This is a genomic window from Pseudomonas sp. NPDC087342, assembly GCF_044744265.1.
Lineage (GTDB): Bacteria > Pseudomonadota > Gammaproteobacteria > Pseudomonadales > Pseudomonadaceae > Aquipseudomonas > Aquipseudomonas nunensis.
Window position 1 is genome coordinate 1,424,221 of record NZ_JBIUXZ010000001.1, and the last position, 17,504, is coordinate 1,441,724.

11 protein-coding genes are annotated in these 17,504 nt (G+C 61.2%); 4 read left to right on the forward strand and 7 right to left on the reverse strand.

The genetic code is table 11. The annotated features are described in order from the left end of the window. Window position 1: 1 nt before the first annotated feature. The 7 genes from ACIOYV_RS06440 to ACIOYV_RS06470 all read right to left on the reverse strand — a co-directional run bounded on the left by ACIOYV_RS06440 (window position 2) and on the right by ACIOYV_RS06470 (window position 8,596). On the reverse strand, window positions 2–703 hold the full coding sequence (locus ACIOYV_RS06440; RefSeq protein ID WP_163914616.1) for an NAD(P)H-dependent oxidoreductase: 702 nt from the start codon (window positions 701–703) through the stop codon (window positions 2–4). A gap of 38 nt (window positions 704–741) precedes the next feature. Beyond that, the gene (locus ACIOYV_RS06445; protein WP_401321936.1) at window positions 742–2,829 is read right to left on the reverse strand and encodes an acetate--CoA ligase family protein; all 2,088 of its coding nucleotides are present in this window, start codon (window positions 2,827–2,829) and stop codon (window positions 742–744) included. A gap of 18 nt (window positions 2,830–2,847) precedes the next feature. Continuing rightward, window positions 2,848–4,008, reverse strand: a complete 1,161-nt coding sequence (locus tag ACIOYV_RS06450) for an acyl-CoA dehydrogenase family protein (RefSeq protein ID WP_054050825.1) — start codon at window positions 4,006–4,008, stop codon at window positions 2,848–2,850. Between the two features lie 23 nt (window positions 4,009–4,031). Continuing rightward, complete coding sequence (locus tag ACIOYV_RS06455; protein ID WP_401321939.1) at window positions 4,032–4,823, reverse strand: enoyl-CoA hydratase/isomerase family protein; 792 nt, start codon at window positions 4,821–4,823, stop codon at window positions 4,032–4,034. 230 nt (window positions 4,824–5,053) lie between these two features. Then, window positions 5,054–6,151, reverse strand: a complete 1,098-nt coding sequence (locus ACIOYV_RS06460) for a polyamine ABC transporter substrate-binding protein (RefSeq protein WP_401321942.1) — start codon at window positions 6,149–6,151, stop codon at window positions 5,054–5,056. 133 nt (window positions 6,152–6,284) lie between these two features. Further along, a complete protein-coding gene (locus ACIOYV_RS06465) occupies window positions 6,285–7,124 on the reverse strand; it encodes a helix-turn-helix transcriptional regulator (RefSeq protein WP_401321945.1) in 840 nt (279 codons plus the stop codon). 53 nt (window positions 7,125–7,177) lie between these two features. Next, window positions 7,178–8,596 carry an aminotransferase gene (locus tag ACIOYV_RS06470; protein WP_401321948.1) on the reverse strand — a complete coding sequence of 473 codons (1,419 nt, stop codon included), beginning with the start codon at window positions 8,594–8,596 and terminating at the stop codon, window positions 7,178–7,180. Window positions 8,597–9,297: 701 nt separating this feature from the next. On the opposite strand from ACIOYV_RS06470, the gene wecB reads away from it, so the two are divergent. Genes wecB through ACIOYV_RS06490 form a run of 4 tightly spaced genes read left to right on the forward strand, consistent with a single transcriptional unit; the run spans window position 9,298 to window position 17,458 of the window. Further along, window positions 9,298–10,536, forward strand: a complete 1,239-nt coding sequence (wecB, locus tag ACIOYV_RS06475) for a non-hydrolyzing UDP-N-acetylglucosamine 2-epimerase (RefSeq protein ID WP_401322623.1) — start codon at window positions 9,298–9,300, stop codon at window positions 10,534–10,536. Between the two features lie 41 nt (window positions 10,537–10,577). After that, a complete protein-coding gene (locus tag ACIOYV_RS06480; RefSeq protein WP_401321950.1) occupies window positions 10,578–12,791 on the forward strand; it encodes a hypothetical protein in 2,214 nt (737 codons plus the stop codon). 12 nt (window positions 12,792–12,803) lie between these two features. Further along, window positions 12,804–14,918, forward strand: a complete 2,115-nt coding sequence (locus ACIOYV_RS06485; protein ID WP_401321953.1) for a glycosyl transferase family protein — start codon at window positions 12,804–12,806, stop codon at window positions 14,916–14,918. Further along, window positions 14,915–17,458, forward strand: coding sequence for a tetratricopeptide repeat protein (locus tag ACIOYV_RS06490; RefSeq protein WP_401321955.1), 2,544 nt, complete (start codon window positions 14,915–14,917; stop codon window positions 17,456–17,458). The genes ACIOYV_RS06485 and ACIOYV_RS06490 overlap by 4 nt, the downstream gene beginning before the upstream one ends. The last annotated feature ends 46 nt before the right edge of the window (window positions 17,459–17,504 follow it).

Consider the following 17,504-nt stretch of genomic DNA (forward strand, 5'->3'; position numbering starts at 1 on the left):
ATCAACGGATCGGATACAGCGCCTCGTCAAACTGCGCCAGGCGCGGGAACACCAGCGGCGAATCCTGATGCAGATTCTCCAGGCGCCGCTGGTAATCGAGCAGAAACTGCCCGCGTGCTTCAGCGCTGATATAAGGCACATGCCACGCCACAAATGGCGGCAGCACGTCGAGGCCGACATACGCCAGCGTGCCGCGCAGCAGTGGGCGCAGCATGTCCTCCAGCGGACCGTGAATCGCGTCCTCGCCGAACATGTGCTCGCGCCCGCCGAGGGTCACGGTGACCAGCGCTTTCTTGCCCGCCAGCCCACCCTGATCGTAGAAACGCTTGCCGCCGTAGCACACGCCGGAGACCAGCACCCGGTCGATCCAGCCCTTGAGGATCGCCGGCATTGAGAACCAGTAGATCGGAAAGTTGAGGATCAGCAGGTCGGCCCACAGCAACTTGTCGAGTTCCTGCTGGATGTCCGGGGCCAGGCTTTTGGTCTTCACGCCCAGGCGTTGTTCAAGGGCGTAGACCAGATACTCGGGGTTGTCACGGTCGGAGAAATCCTCGGCGCTGGCGACCGGGTTCCAGTTCATCGCGTACAGGTCGGACACCTCGACCGCATGCCCTTGGGCTTGCAGGGTTTGCACCGCCTGATCGCGCAACGCGTTGGTAAAAGATTGCGGTTCGGGATGGGCGTGGAGAATCAAAACGTTCATTTGAGCAGCCTTATGGCAATCGATGATGCAGTCAGTGTTCAGGCCAGGCGGATCAGTGCATCCACCGCCACCGCGCCTTGGGCATTGACCAATAAAGGGTTCACATCCAGTTCCAGCAAGCGCTCGACGTTTTCGCCGGCGTAATCCGCCACGGCACGAATCGCCCGAACCAACGCCGGCATATCCACCGCCGGCCCGCCGCGAAATCCGGTGAGCAACGGCGCACAGCGCAGGCTCAGCAGCGCGTCGTGGATGGCCTGGTCGGTGGTCGGCAGCAACAGGCTGCGACTGTCCTTGAGCAGCTCGACCAGAATGCCGCCGGCCCCGATCACCAGCGCCAGGCCGAAGCCGGTTTCGCGCTTGATCCCGACGATCAACTCAGCCAAGGGTGGCGACGCCATGCGTTCGAGCAGCACCTGATCGAACACCAGCCCCGGTGCATGTTTTGCGAGATTGCCGCACATGCTTTCCAGCGCTGATTGCAACGCCGCCGGATCTTTCAGGTTGAGAGCAACTCCACCGGCCTCGGTTTTGTGCGGCAGTTCGGCGCTGACCACTTTGAGCACCAACGGATAGCCAAGGTGTTCGGCCTCCTCCAGTGCCTGTTCGGGACGGCACAACCGCGCTTCCGGCAACGGCAGGCCAAACGAACGCAATGCCTGTTTGGATTGCCACTCATCCAATAGCTGTCCTTCAGAAACCAACGCAGCCGAACAGATCGGCGCCAGCACCGATTCACCCTTGGCCAGCAACACCCGGCGGCGTGTCTGGTATTGGGCAATCCGCCCCCACGCCGCCAAACCATCCTCGATCCCTTGCAACGCGGCGACGCCACGGGCATGCAGCCGATCACGGGCACTGGCCGGGAGCAATTCGGGGAACGCCGATGTCACCACACCGGTCTTGCCATGCCGCTCCAGCAACTCGCAAAACAACTCCAGCAGCAAATCGCATTCCTTGCGCTCACCTGTGGATTCGGCCGGGTAATCCAGCACCAGCAATGCCGCATCAGCCGGCGTGCGCAAAACGCTCTCGAGCATGTTTTCCAGCGCCTCGCGATCACCCCAGATCGCCGTGGTGAAATCCAGCGGATTGACCAGGTTGGCATAGCTCGGCAACACCTGCGCCAGATCCGCGCGTTGGCGGTCGTCAAACTTGGGCAAGGTCAGGCCGTTGCGTTCGGCATAGTCGGCGATAAATCCTGCGTCGCCACCGGAACAGGCCAGCGCCGCCAGACTCGGACCCGCCGGCAGACGACCGCAGGCCGCAGCCTTGAGGGTTTCGACAAAACTCACCGGCCCGCTGACCCGGATCACCCCGAGCCGCTCGAACAGGCTGTCGTACAGCGCATCGGACCCGGCCAGCGAACTGGTGTGACTCAACGCCAGTTCGGCGCCGATCTGCGACACGCCGGTTTTCAGGGCGATCACCGGAATGCCTTTCTCCAGCGCCTTGTGCGCGGCGCGGGCAAAACCGGGAACGTTCTTCAGCCCTTCGAGGTGCAGACCGATGGCCGTCACACGCGGCTCGTCGAGCAGCACGTCCATCAACTCCGCCACACCCAACTGCGCCTGATTGCCCACCGAGGCCATGTAGGCCAACGGCAGCGAGCGATCGCTCATGCTCAAGTTGTAGGCAAAGTTGCCGCTCTGGGTCAGCACCGCGACGCCCTTCTCCACCGCTTTGCCGCCATGGGCCACCGGCCACAACGCGGCGCTGTGCAGGTAGTCGAGCAAGCCGTAGCAATTCGGCCCGAGCAGCGCCATGTCGCGGGCGGCTTGCAACAGTTGCACCTGCATCGCCTGGCCTTCCTCGCCGGTTTCCGCGAAACCGGAGGCATAGCAGATCGCTCCGCCGGCGCCCTTGAGCGCCAGTTCGGCGACGCAGCTCAACGTCAGTTCGCGATTGGTCGCGATAAACACCGCATCCGGCCCGCACGGCAAATCCGCAACCGACGCCACGCAAGGAATGCCCTCAAGGTTTTCGTGCTGCGGATTGACCAACCACATCTGGCCCTGGAAACCGCCATCGACGCAGCGTTTGAACGCCCGCGCCATGCTGCGCCCACCGACGAACGCCAAATGCCGCGGCGCCAGCATGCGCTTGAGATTGTCTCTGATTGACATGGGATTCTCCTCGACCGATCAGCGCAGCAGCGGCCGCAGCAGTTCGCGGGAAATGATGTGGCGCTGGATCTCCGACGTGCCTTCCCAGATCCGCTCGATCCGCGCGTTGCGCCAGATGCGCTCCACCGGCCCCTCGTCCATCAGGCCCATGCCGCCGAAAATCTGCACCGCCTCATCGGCAGCACGGCCCAATACTTCGCTGGCGAACAGCTTGGCCATGCCGGCCTCGCCATCGGTCATGGTGCCCTGGTCCATTTTCCAGGCTGCATGCAGCGCCAGCAGTTCGGCGGCGCGGATCTCGGTGGCCATGTCCGCCAACTTGAACGAGATGCCCTGGTAGGTGCCGATGGCGTGGCCGAACTGTTTGCGGTCCGCTGCCCATTGCAGCGCCACATCCAAAGCACGCTGGGCCTGACCGACACAGTTGGCCGCCACCATCACCCGGCCCGCGGTCAACCAGGCGTTGGCAACCTCCCAACCTTTGCCGACTTCACCCAGCACTTTGGAGGCCGGCACGCGGCAATCGTCGAAGAAGATCTCGCTGGTGTGATAACCGCGGTTGCTGACGCATTTCGGACCACGGCGGATGGTCATCCCCGGCGTATCGCGATCCACCAGGAACGACGTCACGGCGTTGCGCTGGCGACCGTTGTGCTCATAGGTGTCGGTGACCGCGAACACAATCGCGAAATCGGCATGCCCGGCGTGGCTGATGAAATGCTTGCTGCCGTTGATCACGAAGTCATCGCCATCGCGCACGGCGCGGGTCTTGATCGCATTGGCGTCGGAGCCGGCGCCCGGTTCGGTCAAGGCAAAACAGTCGACCTTCTCGCCGCGCACGCAGGGCAACAGATAATCCTCGACCTGCGCGCCGGTGCAGGCCATGAGGATTTTCGACGGGCGCGCGACGAACACATGCAGCGCCCACGACACCTTGGACAGTTCACGCTCGACCAGCGCCTGGGACAGGTAATCGAGGCCGCCACCGCCGACCTCTTCCGGCATGTTGAAGGCGTAGAAACCTGCGGCGATCGCCTTGGCGCGGATTTGCGCGGCCAGTTCCGGCGGCACGGCATCGGCGCGGTCGACGGTTTCTTCGTGGGGTAGCAGCTCTTTTTCGACAAACCGCCGCACCGCTTCCACCAGCATGTCCTGCTCTTGAGTCAGTTGGAAATTCATGGCTGTACGTCCCTGCTGTTGGATTAGCGGCCGATAAAGTGAGGGGTGCGTTTTTCCACGGCAGCCTTGAGGGCTTCGGCGCCGTCGAGGCTGCGACCGCAGAGCAAACCAGCGGCCTGTTCGGCTTCAAGCTGTTCGGCGAGGCTGCGCTGGGCGCCGTCGCGGATCAGCACTTTGGTCTGCTTGAAGGCGAAGGTCGGGCCGTTGGCCAGGCGCGTTGCGAGCTCGGCAGCGCTGTCCAGCAACTGCTCATCGGCGCAGATCTCACTGACCAAACCGGTAGCCAACGCGCGGTCGGCACTCCAGATTTCATCGAGGAACAGCAGGCGCTTGGCCTGTTCGGCGCCGATCAGGCGTGGCAAGTGCCAACTCGCGCCCGCATCCGGCGAATAGGCCAGGCTGGTGTAGCCGGCCTTGAACCGCGCGGATTGGGCGGCCAGGCGAAAATCGCAGGTCAGGGTCAAATCCATCCCGGCTCCGACCGCGATGCCGTTGATGGCGGCGATGGTCGGTTTGCTGAAACCGTGCAGGCGGTTCATCAAGGTGTGGGCGGTTTCGGTCCAGCCGTAGGTTTCGAGGATGCCGCGGCTTTCCGCATCGGCCCATTCGGCCACGTCGGCACCCGCGCAAAAGCCTTTGCCGGAACCCGTCAACACCAGCACCCGGACGTCAGGGTTGGCATCGTGCTCGTCGAGCAGGTTGATCAAGGCCTTGAGGGTCGGAATGTCCAACGCGTTGCGCTGTTCCGGGCGATTGAGCGTGACCCAGGCGATGCCGTTTTCTACCCGGCTCAGCAGTGTCGAATGAGAAGTCATGAAAGGCCCTCGTCTTATTGTTTTTGAGTTGCGGGAGTTGAATTGCTGCCGATACTAAACAAGTGTTCAGTAAGGCGGCAATCCCGTGCCAAAAGGCCCTGCAACATGCGTTACAGGACTTAATTCATTGATTAATTTCTGGTTTTTCACGAAACCGAGAGGGAGACGGGTGGAAGTTGTTACATCTTCGAACAACTCCCTACCTAATCCATCGGTAGAGCGCGCCGGTCTTACTTGCCGGTCTTCACGTTGTTCCACACCCGGGTCATGGCCCGCATGCCTTGGGCGTCGTGAGTCTTTTGCGTGAACAGGCGCTGGCGTGTCGCGTCATCCGGGTAGATCGCCGCCGTGGCCAGCACATCCGCATCGACTAACGCGGTCGCCGTCGAGTTGCTGTTGGCGTAGTGAATCAAGTTAGTGACGTCGGCCATGTTCTGCGGCTGCAACAGGAACTCGATGAACTTGTGCGCGTTGGCGGCATGCGTGGAATCTTTCGGGATGTACAGGTCATCGAACCAGATCAGCGAACCTTCCTTGGGCACGAAATACGACAAGTTGGTCTTGAGCCCCGCTTCTTTCGCCCGCGCCTGGGCGGTGGCGGCGTCACCCGACCAAGTCATCGCCAGGCAAGTGTCGCCGTTGGGCAAACTGTTGAGGTAACTCACCGAATCAAACTTCTTGATGTACGGGCGGACCGCCATCAGCACGTCCTGCGCGGCTTTGAGGTCTGCGGCGGAAGCACTTTGCGGGTCGCGGCCAAGGTATTGCAGCACCAGAGGAAGGACTTCGGTGGGAGCGTCGAGCATCGTCACGCCGCAATCGGCGAAGCGTGAAACGACTTTTGGATCGAACAGCATCGCCAGTGAACCGATCGGCGCATCCGGCATGCGTTCCTTGATCATGTCGACGTTGTACGTCACCCCGTTACTGCCCCAGGTGTAAGGCGCCGAATAGATAAGTCCCGGATCGTAAGCCTGCAACTTCTGCACAATCTCCGGGTTCAGGTTGCTCCAGCTCGGCAGCTGTTTCTTGTCCAGCGGCTGGAACACGTTCGCCTTGATCAACGGCGGAACCAGCGAAGCGTTGAGCATCACCAGGTCGTAACCGGAGTGGCCGGTCAGCAGTTTGGCCTGGACCGTTTCGTAACCATCAAAGGTGTCGTAGATGACTTTGATCCCGGTGGCCTTCTGGAAATTCGCCAGAGTGTGTTCACCGATGTAGTCCGACCAGTTGTAGATGCGCAGCGTGTCGTCCGCCTCCGCCGCATGAGTCACCGAGCACACAGGGAAAAGCAACAGACTGGAAAGGATGGCTAGCGCAGTTCGCATTTCTATTCACCTTTTGGTGTTTTTCTTCTGAAGGAAGCGTGCGCCTTTACTATTTAGCCATTGCGGGGGCGGCACCATACTCCAAATGGGTAGGTGCACTTTTTGGGCCGACAGGATGCGTTGCGATGCCGCTCTAAGCTTTCTGCAACCACTCGATAAACAGCGCAAACAACTCCGACTGCGAGTTGATGCCCAGCTTCAAGTACAGGTTTTTACGGTGCATGCGCACGGTCTCGGGGGAGATGCCCATTTCCCGAGCGGCGGATTTGATCGAGTGCCCGCGCAAGACCATGTGCGCACTCTCCCGTTCGCGCTCGGTCAGCACGTCACAGCCGAACTGCGCCATCGCCACCTGGATGCGCTGATTGACTGCCGTCGACGCCGCTGGCGCCAGGATTGAATCGCGCTGCTGGTCAATGTAGCCGCACTGGCGGATGAACAATCGCACCATCGGCTCGACGGCCCGCAGCACATCCAACTGGTCGGCGCTCAAGCTGCTGGCGCCCATGCCCTGGAACAGACTGACGGAAATCTTGCTGTGGTCGTCCAGGTTGACGATGTAATAGCTGTCTTCGGTGCAGCCCAGATTCAGGTAATAGGTCTTGTAGTAGTCGCTGTCGAAAAAGTCGTCCGGGGCGATTTCCGCCAGCGAATAAAAGCCTTGGGCCAGGCCACTGTCCACCGCCAGGCAGAACGGATCGAGCAAATAGCCCACCGAGAAATAGCGATTGAGGATCGCGTCCAGGTGCTGCTCGGGAATGCCGTGCTGATAGAGCAACCTGGGCGGGCAGTCCTTGCGCTCCAGGCTGATCATCACCGACTCGACCGGCGCCAGCGCCGTCAGCGCCACCACCAGATGCCGCAGCGCATCGGGCTCGGTGCCATGCTGGAACGCGCGCTCAAGTTCCACATGCCATTGATGCAGCGCATGCAGTGCCAGGGTGATCGAATGAGGGGGGGCCGATGAGTTCATGCCGGCCAGTCTAGCGATTGCCCCCTCCCCGCGCAAAGGTGTGAAACGCCGGCTCATTGCCCGGCGTAATCACCGCTGCATTGCAGCTCCACGGCAACTTCGAGGATGCATTCGCGCAGCGTCTCGACGATCTCATCGACCTGCGCATGGCTGATCGTCAACGGTGGCGACATCACATTGAGGTGCACGATCGGCCGCACCAGCAAACCTTTGTACTGGGCGCGCAGATGGATTTTCTCGCCGATGTTCAACGCCTCAGGGAACAGCTTTTTCGTGCGTTTGTCTTCGACGAATTCGACGCAAGCCATCAATTTCTTGCAGCGCACATCCCCCACCAGCGGCAAGCCTTCCAGGGTCTTCAGGCGCTGCTCAAAGTACGCGCCCACATCATCCACATGCGCCAGCAGGTTCTCCCGCTCGATGATTTCGATGTTCTTCAGCGCCGCCGTGCAGCACACCGGATGGCCGCTGTAGGTAAAGCCGTGGGTGAAACAGCGTCCCTGGCCCGGCTCGCTGATCACGTCCCAGATGCGTTGGGAAAAGATGCAGGCGCCCAGCGGCAGATAAGCAGAAGTCAGGCCTTTGGCCGTGGTGATGATGTCGGGTTGCACATCGAACACATCGAGCGAGGAAAAGAACTTGCCCAAGCGCCCGAAGGACGTGACCACTTCATCCGCGACAAACAGAATGTCGTACTTCTGGCACACCTCCCACATCCGCCGCAGATACCCTTCTGGTGGAATGATCACGCCGCCCGAGCCCATGATCGGCTCGGCATAGAACGCGGCGACCTTGTCCGCACCGATGCTCAGGATCTTGTCCTCGAACTCGCCGACCAGGAACTCCAGCAGTTGCGCTGCATCCATGCCCTCCGGCGCCCGGTAGGGGTTGGGGCTGGAAACGTGATGGATTTTATCGTGGGCATAATCGAACTCCGGGACCCGGTCCGCGGCCTTGTTGCCGATCGACATCGTCAGGCACGTGGAGCCGTGATAGGCGCCGTGCCGGGCGATTACATGCTTTTTCTCAGGCTTGCCCCGGCAGTTCTGATAGTACTGAATCAGCCGGTAGCTGGTGTCCACCGCCGTCGAGCCGCCGGTGGTCAGGAACACGTGATCGAGATCCCCCGGCGCCAGACTCGCGAGTTTCTCGCACAAGCGGATGGCGACGCTATTCGCCATGTCGGAGAAGGGATTCGAATAGGCCAATTGACGAACCTGGTCGGCGATGGCGTCAGCCATTTCTTCACGACCCAGGCCGATATTGGTGCACCACATGCCGCCCACTGCATCGAGGAATCGGTTGCCGTCGGCGTCGTAGATGTAAGCGCCTTCACCGGCCACAATGTTCAGCGCGCCCTGCTCCGCGTGGTCATCGAACACGTGGTAGCCGTGCATGTAATGCGCCTTGTCCGCACGGGTCAGATTGGCCTGCTCGGCAGGGGTCAAAACGGCTGGTTTTGAAATCGGCATGAACGCATCCCTCTCGAATAGTTGTGATGCCGATCATTCAGCCGATTGCCTGGCGGCGCCATACTCCAAATGGGTAGGTGCTGTTTCCATTGCAGGTAATTCAGTTTTTTGCCAACGGCAAATTGCGCACTTTGGAAAAGTTCAACTATTACAACCAAACTCTTCTACACTGCAAATACGCACAACAGACCAATTGCAACAAACTTACTACTACGGACTGCTCTTTGTAGTAGAGTGACAACATTCAGGCGCCATTTAAGTGACTGAGCGACAAATCCCATCGCCCAACTTAAAAATCGCGACCACCAGACTAAACAAATAATTCACACGCACTGACGAACGGGCACATATTAAAAATAATCCTTTAAAAACAATACTTTAAAAGTGAAATTACAACTAAAAATGATTATCCACGAATTACATAAAACAAGAAAAGACCGACCTCAAACATGAAAGTTTCAATCTTATTTATTTAATAAAAAAGCGCATATAACGCTTTAACAATCCCATCTTCAATGCTAATAATCCGGCCGTTCCGGGTTCCAGGCGCTACACCCCTCTCACATGAAGTGAACATCAGCCATTACGCTGATGCCCTCCCGGCTTTAACTAAAATCCAATAACACCAGCTCGCTCAAGTTAAACAACAACTTGGGTCTGCTCTTGTGCTGCGCACTAAAACTGCGCGAGGAAGGCCTCTCATCGCTCGTCATCATCCAAGGATTAAAATCCTTTCGATCTTCGGTACCCGCCCAGAAGCCATCAAGATGGCGCCTTTGGTCAAAGCCCTTGCTGCAGAACCTGGCATTCATTCGCAGATCTGCATCACGGGCCAACATCAAAGCATGCTTAAGCAGGTGCTGGATCTGTTTGACCTCCAGGCCGATTACACCCTTGATGTGATGACGCCGCACCAGACGCTCAACTCGCTGACGGCGGCGCTCTACGCGGCGATTGATCCGGTGCTGGAACAGACCAGCCCGGACCGTGTGCTGGTGCATGGCGACACCACCTCGGCCATGGTCGCCGCAATGGCCTCGTTCCATCGACGCATCCCGGTCGGCCATGTCGAAGCCGGGCTGCGCACCGGTGATATCTACAGCCCGTGGCCGGAAGAAATGAACCGGCGCTGCATCGACCTCGGTGCGGACATGCTGTTCGCGCCGACCGATGAATCACGGCAGAACCTGCTCGACGAACGCCTGCAGGGTCGCACCTTCGTCACCGGCAACACGGTGATCGACGCGCTGCAGATGACCGCCCGGCGCATCGAGCAGGACGCCGATCTGCGCGCCAGCCTGGACCGCCAATTCTCGTTCCTGCAAGCCGATCGCAAGGTGCTGCTGGTGACCGGGCATCGTCGGGAAAACTTCGGCGAAGGCTTCCTCGATATCTGCAAGGCCCTGAGCCATTTGGCGCAACGCTCGGATATCCAGATCGTCTACCCGGTGCACTTGAACCCGAATGTCGTCGGCCCGGTCACCGAGCAACTGGGCGGTCTGCCCAACGTGCACTTGATCAAGCCGCTGGACTACCTGGCGTTTGTGCGCCTGATGCAACGGGCTCATGTGATCCTCACCGATTCCGGTGGCGTGCAGGAAGAAGCGCCGTCCCTGGGCAAACCGGTGCTGGTGATGCGCGATGTCACCGAACGCCCGGAAGCGGTCGCGGCGGGCACTGTACGCCTGGTCGGTACCGCGCCGGACTCGATCATCGCCGGGGTCAACGCGCTGTTCGATGACGACCTGCTGTGGCGTCGTTGTTCCCAGGCAGCCAACCCGTATGGCGACGGCCAGGCCAGTGCACGCATCGTCGATGCACTCATGGGTCGTCCGGTCGATGAATTCCTCGTGGCGCGACTGCCATTGCCCAAGTTCCTGCATTACCCGTCGACGGTGTCTGTGACCGAGAAAAGACACCCGGCTTTCACCTCTCAATAAACCGAACCGTATTTCCCCTTATCAGCTCGAGATCTACCTGAATGAAGCCTTCCGTTGCCATCCATACGGGTGCGTTCAGCGCCCTTGCCTGTGGCGTGAGCCTGCTCGCGCTCATGCCGACCTTTGCCTTGGCCGCGGACAACCCGCTCACCCAGGCGATCAATCGACTCAATGCCGATACCCGGCAGGAGCGTGAGATCCGCTTGAGCGATCTGGGGATCGACGCACCGATCATCCTCGGTTCCACCGATGCCCGACGCGAACTGTATCTGCCAGTGCCAGCCGGTGTGCCGCTGACCGATGCCACGCTGAATTTCAACGCCAGCTACCTCAATGGCGAAGGCGGTCGCAACACCTTGCTGCTGTCGCTGGACGGTTACCCGGTGCGCGCCGAAGGCCTTAGCGAACCTCAGGGCGACGCCAGCGCCACCCTGGGCGTGGACAAGAAAGCCCGGGACAGCGGCTCGGTGCGCCTGGGCATTGCCTGGTCATCGGTGGTATCGCGTGTGTTGTGTGAAGACCAACGCGCCATCGGCAACGTCTTGCGTATCGAACCGGACACCCGCCTCACCTACAGCTACGACGCCAGCCAGTTGCAGAACGTCGGCGCCGCCTGGACCGCATTGCCTGGCAAGCCCGGGATCATGGTCGCGCCGGGCACCTTGTCGGCTGAAAGCTATGACGCGGCGTGGCGCCTTGGCGTGGCGCTGGAACGCATCGGCAAACACAGCCGCATCCTGCCGTTCCCGGCGCTGCAAGACAGCGTTGACCTGAGCAACCTGCGCATCCCCGCTGAGCTGCTGGCCATTCCTGCGTTCGCCAGCCTGAACGGCAAGGGCCCGCAGGTGCTGGCGAACCCAGCACAAATCGGCGCATTGCTGATGCTCGGCCAGACCCCGAACGTCCAGGCAGACCTGGCGATCAACGACCCGCAACTGGTCAAAGCGGTTAACGAATCCCTGGATGCCTTGCAGAGCCAGATTCAAGGCCTCGATGCCACCGCTGCCGCTGCTTTCACGCAATGGCGCGAACGGCACATCAATGCCGGCCTTGCGGTCAGCGGTACGGACACTGTGCGCCTGAGCCTGCTCGGCACGCGCCCGGTCTTGATGATCGCGCCGCAAGCGACCGGCAAGGCCTTGGCCCTGTTCAGCTCGGCCTGGAACAAACTGGCACGCAGCCGCGACCTGACAGTCAGCGAAGCCCAGTTGCCATTGAGCGCCGACGGCCGCGTGGCTTTGTCGCGCCTTGGCGGCAACCCTGGCGCCATCGACGTGCTGGCGAAATCCGACTGGAGCACTTCGTTCCCGCTGGGCAGCGTGGCCTACGACGGTCGCCTGCCGGTGAAAGCGGTGATCGACGTGTCCGCCGCACCCGGCGCCTCGGACACTGCACCGGTAGCTTCGCTGTTTCTCAACGATTATCTGATTGGCGCACAACAGCTGGTGGCCGACGGCGAGAAGCAACGCATCGAAGCGCGTATCCCGCGTTACGCCGTGGGCGCGACCAACGTGTTGCGCGTGTCGTTCCAGCGCCAGCCGGTCAGTGATCGCTGCCTGGAAACGCCGCAAGCGTTCCCGGTCTCGGTACTGCCGACCAGCCACATCGTGCTGGAGAAAACCGCACTGGATGACGACTTCTCCGGCATGGCCGCGCGCTTTGCCATGGACACGCAAATCCTTGTGCCGCAAGCCTATCTCGAGCACCCGGCGAGCAGCCTCGGCCAAGTGATTTCGGTCGCGGATGCCGCCGGTGTCTCGCCGCTGCGCGCACAACTGAAAGTCAGCAACGACCCGAAAGCCTCGGTCACCCCGGACAAAGCCTTCCTCGCCTTCGAGTTGCCGGTCAAGGACAGCAAGGAATCGGTGCAGGTCGATGAGCAGGGTCGCCTGCGCATCAATCACAAGGATCAGGTGTTGCTCGACGTGCATCCGCTCAACCATCTGGCCTCGCTGCAAGCAGTGGATGCCGGTGGCCAGCACGGTCTGGTCTATCGCACCCTGGGCGCCGATGCGCCACGTTTCGCCAAACCGATTCTGCTGAGCCGTGGCGATGTGGCCATCCTCGGTGACGACGGTGCGCTGACCACCTTCAACACCCAAGACCCAAGTGGCAGCCAGTTGATCGAAAACGAAGAACCCAAGGGCCTCGATGCCTGGCGCACGCCTTCGCTGTTGTGGCTGATTCCGGGCGGCATTCTGTTGGTTCTCATCCTGTTGCTGGCCGGCCGTAACGCCCGTCGCAATCGCCAGTAACGGAACCCTTCGATGACGTCGCTTTATTGGCCCTACTGGCTGGCCCACTACTACAGCTTCCTGGAGATCGCGACCATCGTGGTCGCCGTGCTGATCCTGATCTCCAGCCTGGACGATTTGTTCATTGACCTGTGGTACTGGTCTCGCCGCCTGTTTCGCAAGTTCACCGTGGGCCGCAAATACCGGCCGCTGACCGCCGAGCAATTGATGGCCGGGGACGAACAGCCCCTGGCGATCATGGTCCCGGCCTGGCTGGAATACGACGTCATCGCGCCGATGATCGAGAACATGGTGTCGACCCTGGATTACCAGAACTATGTGGTCTTCGTCGGCACCTACATCAACGACCAGCGCACCATCGATGAAGTGGAACGCATGCGCCGGCGCTACAAGCAGTTGCACCGCGTGGAAGTCCCGCATGCCGGGCCGACCTGCAAGGCCGACTGCCTGAACTGGGTGATCCAGGCGATTTTCCTGCACGAACAAACCCACGGCATGACCTTCGCCGGCGTGGTGTTGCACGACAGCGAAGACGTGCTGCACCCGCTGGAATTGCGCCTGTTCAACTACTTGCTGCCGCGCAAGGACATGATCCAGTTGCCCGTGGTTTCGCTGGAGCGCAACTGGTACGAATGGGTCGCCGGCACCTACATGGACGAGTTCGCCGAATGGCATGGCAAGGACCTGGTGGTGCGCGAAAGCATGACCGATACCGTGCCGTCGGCCGGGGTCGGCACCTGCTTTTCCCATCGTGCGTTGCGCGTGCTGGCCGGGGAAACCCAGAACCAGCCGTTCAACACCGACAGCCTCACCGAGGACTACGACGTCGGTGCGCGTTTGGCCAAGGTCGGCATGAACGCGATCTTTGTGCGCTTCCCGGTGCAGTTTCGGGTGCTGCGCAAATCCTGGTTTCGCAAGCCTTACGAATCGACCTTGCGGATGCCGTTGTGCGTGCGCGAATTCTTTCCCGACACCTTCCGCACCGCGTTCCGCCAGAAAGCCCGCTGGACGCTCGGCATCGGCCTGCAAGGCTGGGAGCAAATGGGCTGGAACGGTTCGCTGGCCAATCGTTATTTGCTGTTTCGTGACCGCAAAGGCGTGGTCACGGCGTTCGTCAGCATCATCGCCTACGTGATTCTGGCGCAGTTGCTGGGCCTGATCATCCTGCGCCACAGCGGCCTGTGGGACGTGAGTTTCCCGACGCCGTTCGAAACCAACGGGTTCATCAAGTACCTGCTGCTGGCCAACGGTGCCGCGCTGGCCTGGCGCATCGCTCACCGCTGTTATTTCACCACCGTGCTCTACGGCTGGCAGCATGGTTTGCTGTCGATCCCGCGCATGGTGGTGGGCAACTTCGTCAACTTCATGGCCGCTTCACGGGCCTGGCGCATGTTCATCGTCGGCAAGGTCATGAACCGCAAACTGGTGTGGGACAAGACCATGCACGACTTCCCGTCCACCGATCTGGTCGCCGCCGCACCGCGCAAGCTCGGCAGCGTGTTGCTGTCCTGGCAGGCGATCAACGAGACCGACCTGCAAAGCGCCCTCGCCGAACAGAAAACCCGGCACATGCCGCTGGGGCGGATTTTGCTCAGCAACGGCTGGCTGGACGATGAAACATTGGCCGAAGCCATCGCGTTCCAGAACGACCTGCCGCGAGTCTTCGACGTGGCCACCAAGGCGCAGGATTCGAATCAGACGCTGGACGATGAATTCGCCCTGCGCTGGCGCGTGGTGCCGCTGGGCCTGAATGCCGACGGCCGCGCGCAAGTCGCGGTGGCCAGCCCGTTGCCGGACGAAGGTCTGCAACAGGTCAGCGATGAACTGGGCAGCGAACCGGTGCAATTGATTGCTCGGGAAAGCGAAATCGTCGCGCAACTGCGCCAACTGAACGTGCGTGATGGCCAATCCGTGCCGGACGCCCGCGCGCCATTGCTGGGTGATCTGTTGATCGAGATGGGCCTGCTGGATCGCGAGGTGTTCAGCCGCGCCATGCTGCGTTATCGCCCTCAGATTCACGGACGCATCGGCGACTATCTGGTCGACAGCGGCGTGCTGCCCCGCGCCACCATTGAACAGGCCGTGGCACGTCAGCACAGCCACTACCCTGCGGAGCTTCCTGCATGAATCGCCCCTTGCTGACCCTTCTGGCCACGGGGCTGGGCCTGCTGCCCGCGCTGGCGCTGGCCGAAACCCTGCCGCTGCCGTTGACCGGCCCGGCCTACGTGACGGCCAACGAGGCGTACAGTGCCTACGAACGCAAAGACTACGACCTGGCCATCGCCAAGGCTCGCGAAGCATTGCGTCAACGCGCCGACATCACTCGCCTGAATACGCTGATTGCCCTGGCGCAGCGCGACAAGGAACTGCGCGACCATCCGAAACGCTACTCGCCATCGCCTCAGGCGCCAGGATTCGGCGCGGCGGCTCAGGCCTTCAAGGCGTATGACCGCGACAACTTTGAAGCCGCCGCTGTGTCGGCGCGCAAAGCCATCGCCCAGGCGCCCAAACGCCTGGATTATCGCTTGCTGCTGATCGACGCCTTGCAGCGTCAGCCTCAGTTGCAAGAGGCGGATCAAGCTACTAATCAGGCGCTCGCCGTGTTCCCCGGCAACGATACGCTGCTGATGCGCCGCGAAGGGATTCGTCGTCAATTGGCCGCACCGTTGGCGGTTCAGGGTTATCGCGCGCTGGAGTCGGGCAATGTGCCGCTGGCCACTGAACAGGCCAGGAAAGCCGTGGCCTGGGCGCCGCAAATCGGCGCCAATCAACAATTGCTGATCAGCGCTTTGCTCGCCGCCAAGGATTACCCTGGCGCCGAGCAAGCCGCATCAGCCGCATTGGCCCAGGATGATCAGGACATCGCGCCGTGGATTCTGCGCAGCTACGCCCTCGATCGCCAGGGCAAAACCCAGGCGGCACAGGCAGACCTGAATCACGCCCTGGCCATCAAGGGCCTGACGCAAGCGCAAACCCGCAACATTCGTTTCTTCGCCGCCGACACCGCGCTGGCCCATGGCGAACCGCAGCAGGCGCTCGATCATCTGCAACCCTTGGTTGCCGATGAAGGCGGCGAAGTGGCCCGCCGGCGCCTTGCTGCCGGAATCGCGTTGCGCCAGAAAAACAAAGGCATGAACACCGCTGCGCGCTTCCCTGCCCCGGCCCTGAACTGTCAGGAAAGCGCCTTCGGTCTGGTCTGCGATATCTGGCCCGGCAACCAGCGCGACGGCGGTACCGATCTGGCAACCCAGGCCTACGCCGCCCTGGCCCGCAAGGACCCGGCAAAAGCGGCGACTCTGGCGCAGCAGGCCGTTGACCGCGCACCGCACAATCCGGCCTATCGCCGATTGCTGGTCAGCGCCCTGACCGACCAGAAACGCCTGCCCGAAGCGATTGCAGCGGCCAGTAGCGGTCTCGCGGCCAATGGCGATGACGCCCAGTTGCTGAGCCAACGCGGTCGCCTGCGCCAGCAAACCGGCGACGATGCCGGTGCTCGCAAGGACTTCACCCAAGCCTTGGCCCTCGGCAGCCTGCCCGCTTACGAGGAGGCGAATCTGTATGCCGCCATCGGCCAGCGCCGAACCGCTCGCGAACGGTTGCAGCAAGCAAAGGACACCGACGAACTGGAGTCGATGACTGACCTGCAAAAGGCTTATCTGTCGGTTCAGGTCGGCAACGATGACGACGCCTACGCCTCGTTCCGCAAGGCCGATGCCGGGAATCAATTGACGCCAGCCGCCACTCAGGATGCGGCTTACAACGCGATGCAGGTCAACGACGACGCGCAAGCTGTCAGCTACTTCAAGCGCGTCATCGATGCGAAAAACAGCGGCGATCTTGACATGTCGCCGCAACAGCTTTTCGACACCCGCCGCGCCGTGGCCGATGTGTCGCGCACCATCGGTTTGACCAGCACCACCAGCTATCGCGGCAACAGTTCGAGCAGTGGCTTGAGCTCAGCCCCGAGCGGCGGCAGCAGCAGCAATGACAGCCTGCAAAACAGCACCGAACTGTCCTGGCGCCCCTTGGGTTATCGCAACGCACGCTTTGTCGAACTCTATGGACGCGTCACCGACACGCTGTGGAGCAAGAACGGCGATTCGGACACCGGTTTCAATGCGCTGCAAGGCGCCGTGGGTGTGCGGGTCAAACCGTTCACTGCGGTGAACGTGATGGCGGCCGTCGAGCGCACCTTCCCGCTGGGTTCGTCGGACGTCGACGGTGACTGGCTGCTGCGTCTGGGCTACGGTTCCAGCATCGGCACCGATTTGCGCGTGGATGCCTCCAGTTGGTGGACCTCGCAGTTGTTCGCCGAAGCCGGGCATTACGTCAACGATTCGCGCAACTACTTCAACAGTGAATGGCAGGTCGGTCGCAGCTACGCCATCGGCGGCGCCGGTTCGCGCTGGGTCAGCTTCCCGCATGTGGTGGCCGCGTTCGATTATGACTCGAAGATGAACAGCGGCACCGATAGCGATGGCCGCTCGGACTCGTCCTCGGGCAAGGCCGGCGGGATCGGGATCGGCAACAACGTTCGCTACTGGTTCCGCGAGGATGCCTACAACGCGCCCCGCTCCTACGTGGATTTTTCCCTGCAATACCGCGTGAAAGTGCTGGGCGATGAGCGTGCCGAAGGCGTGTTCGCGCGCCTGACTTACTCCTATTGAGGATTTGCATGAAGGTTCGAATTGATGGTTGGCAGCATTCTGGCGC

Bases quoted from the DNA above. Each gene is read 5' to 3' on its own strand.
- ACIOYV_RS06440 (WP_163914616.1), bottom strand. From the start codon at position 703: ATGAACGTTTTGATTCTCCACGCCCATCCCGAACCGCAATCTTTTACC.
- ACIOYV_RS06445 (WP_401321936.1), bottom strand. From the start codon at position 2,829: ATGTCAATCAGAGACAATCTCAAGCGCATGCTGGCGCCGCGGCATTTG.
- ACIOYV_RS06450 (WP_054050825.1), bottom strand. From the start codon at position 4,008: ATGAATTTCCAACTGACTCAAGAGCAGGACATGCTGGTGGAAGCGGTG.
- ACIOYV_RS06455 (WP_401321939.1), bottom strand. From the start codon at position 4,823: ATGACTTCTCATTCGACACTGCTGAGCCGGGTAGAAAACGGCATCGCC.
- ACIOYV_RS06460 (WP_401321942.1), bottom strand. From the start codon at position 6,151: ATGCGAACTGCGCTAGCCATCCTTTCCAGTCTGTTGCTTTTCCCTGTG.
- ACIOYV_RS06465 (WP_401321945.1), bottom strand. From the start codon at position 7,124: ATGAACTCATCGGCCCCCCCTCATTCGATCACCCTGGCACTGCATGCG.
- ACIOYV_RS06470 (WP_401321948.1), bottom strand. From the start codon at position 8,596: ATGCCGATTTCAAAACCAGCCGTTTTGACCCCTGCCGAGCAGGCCAAT.
- ACIOYV_RS06480 (WP_401321950.1), top strand. From the start codon at position 10,578: ATGAAGCCTTCCGTTGCCATCCATACGGGTGCGTTCAGCGCCCTTGCC.
- ACIOYV_RS06485 (WP_401321953.1), top strand. From the start codon at position 12,804: ATGACGTCGCTTTATTGGCCCTACTGGCTGGCCCACTACTACAGCTTC.
- ACIOYV_RS06490 (WP_401321955.1), top strand. From the start codon at position 14,915: ATGAATCGCCCCTTGCTGACCCTTCTGGCCACGGGGCTGGGCCTGCTG.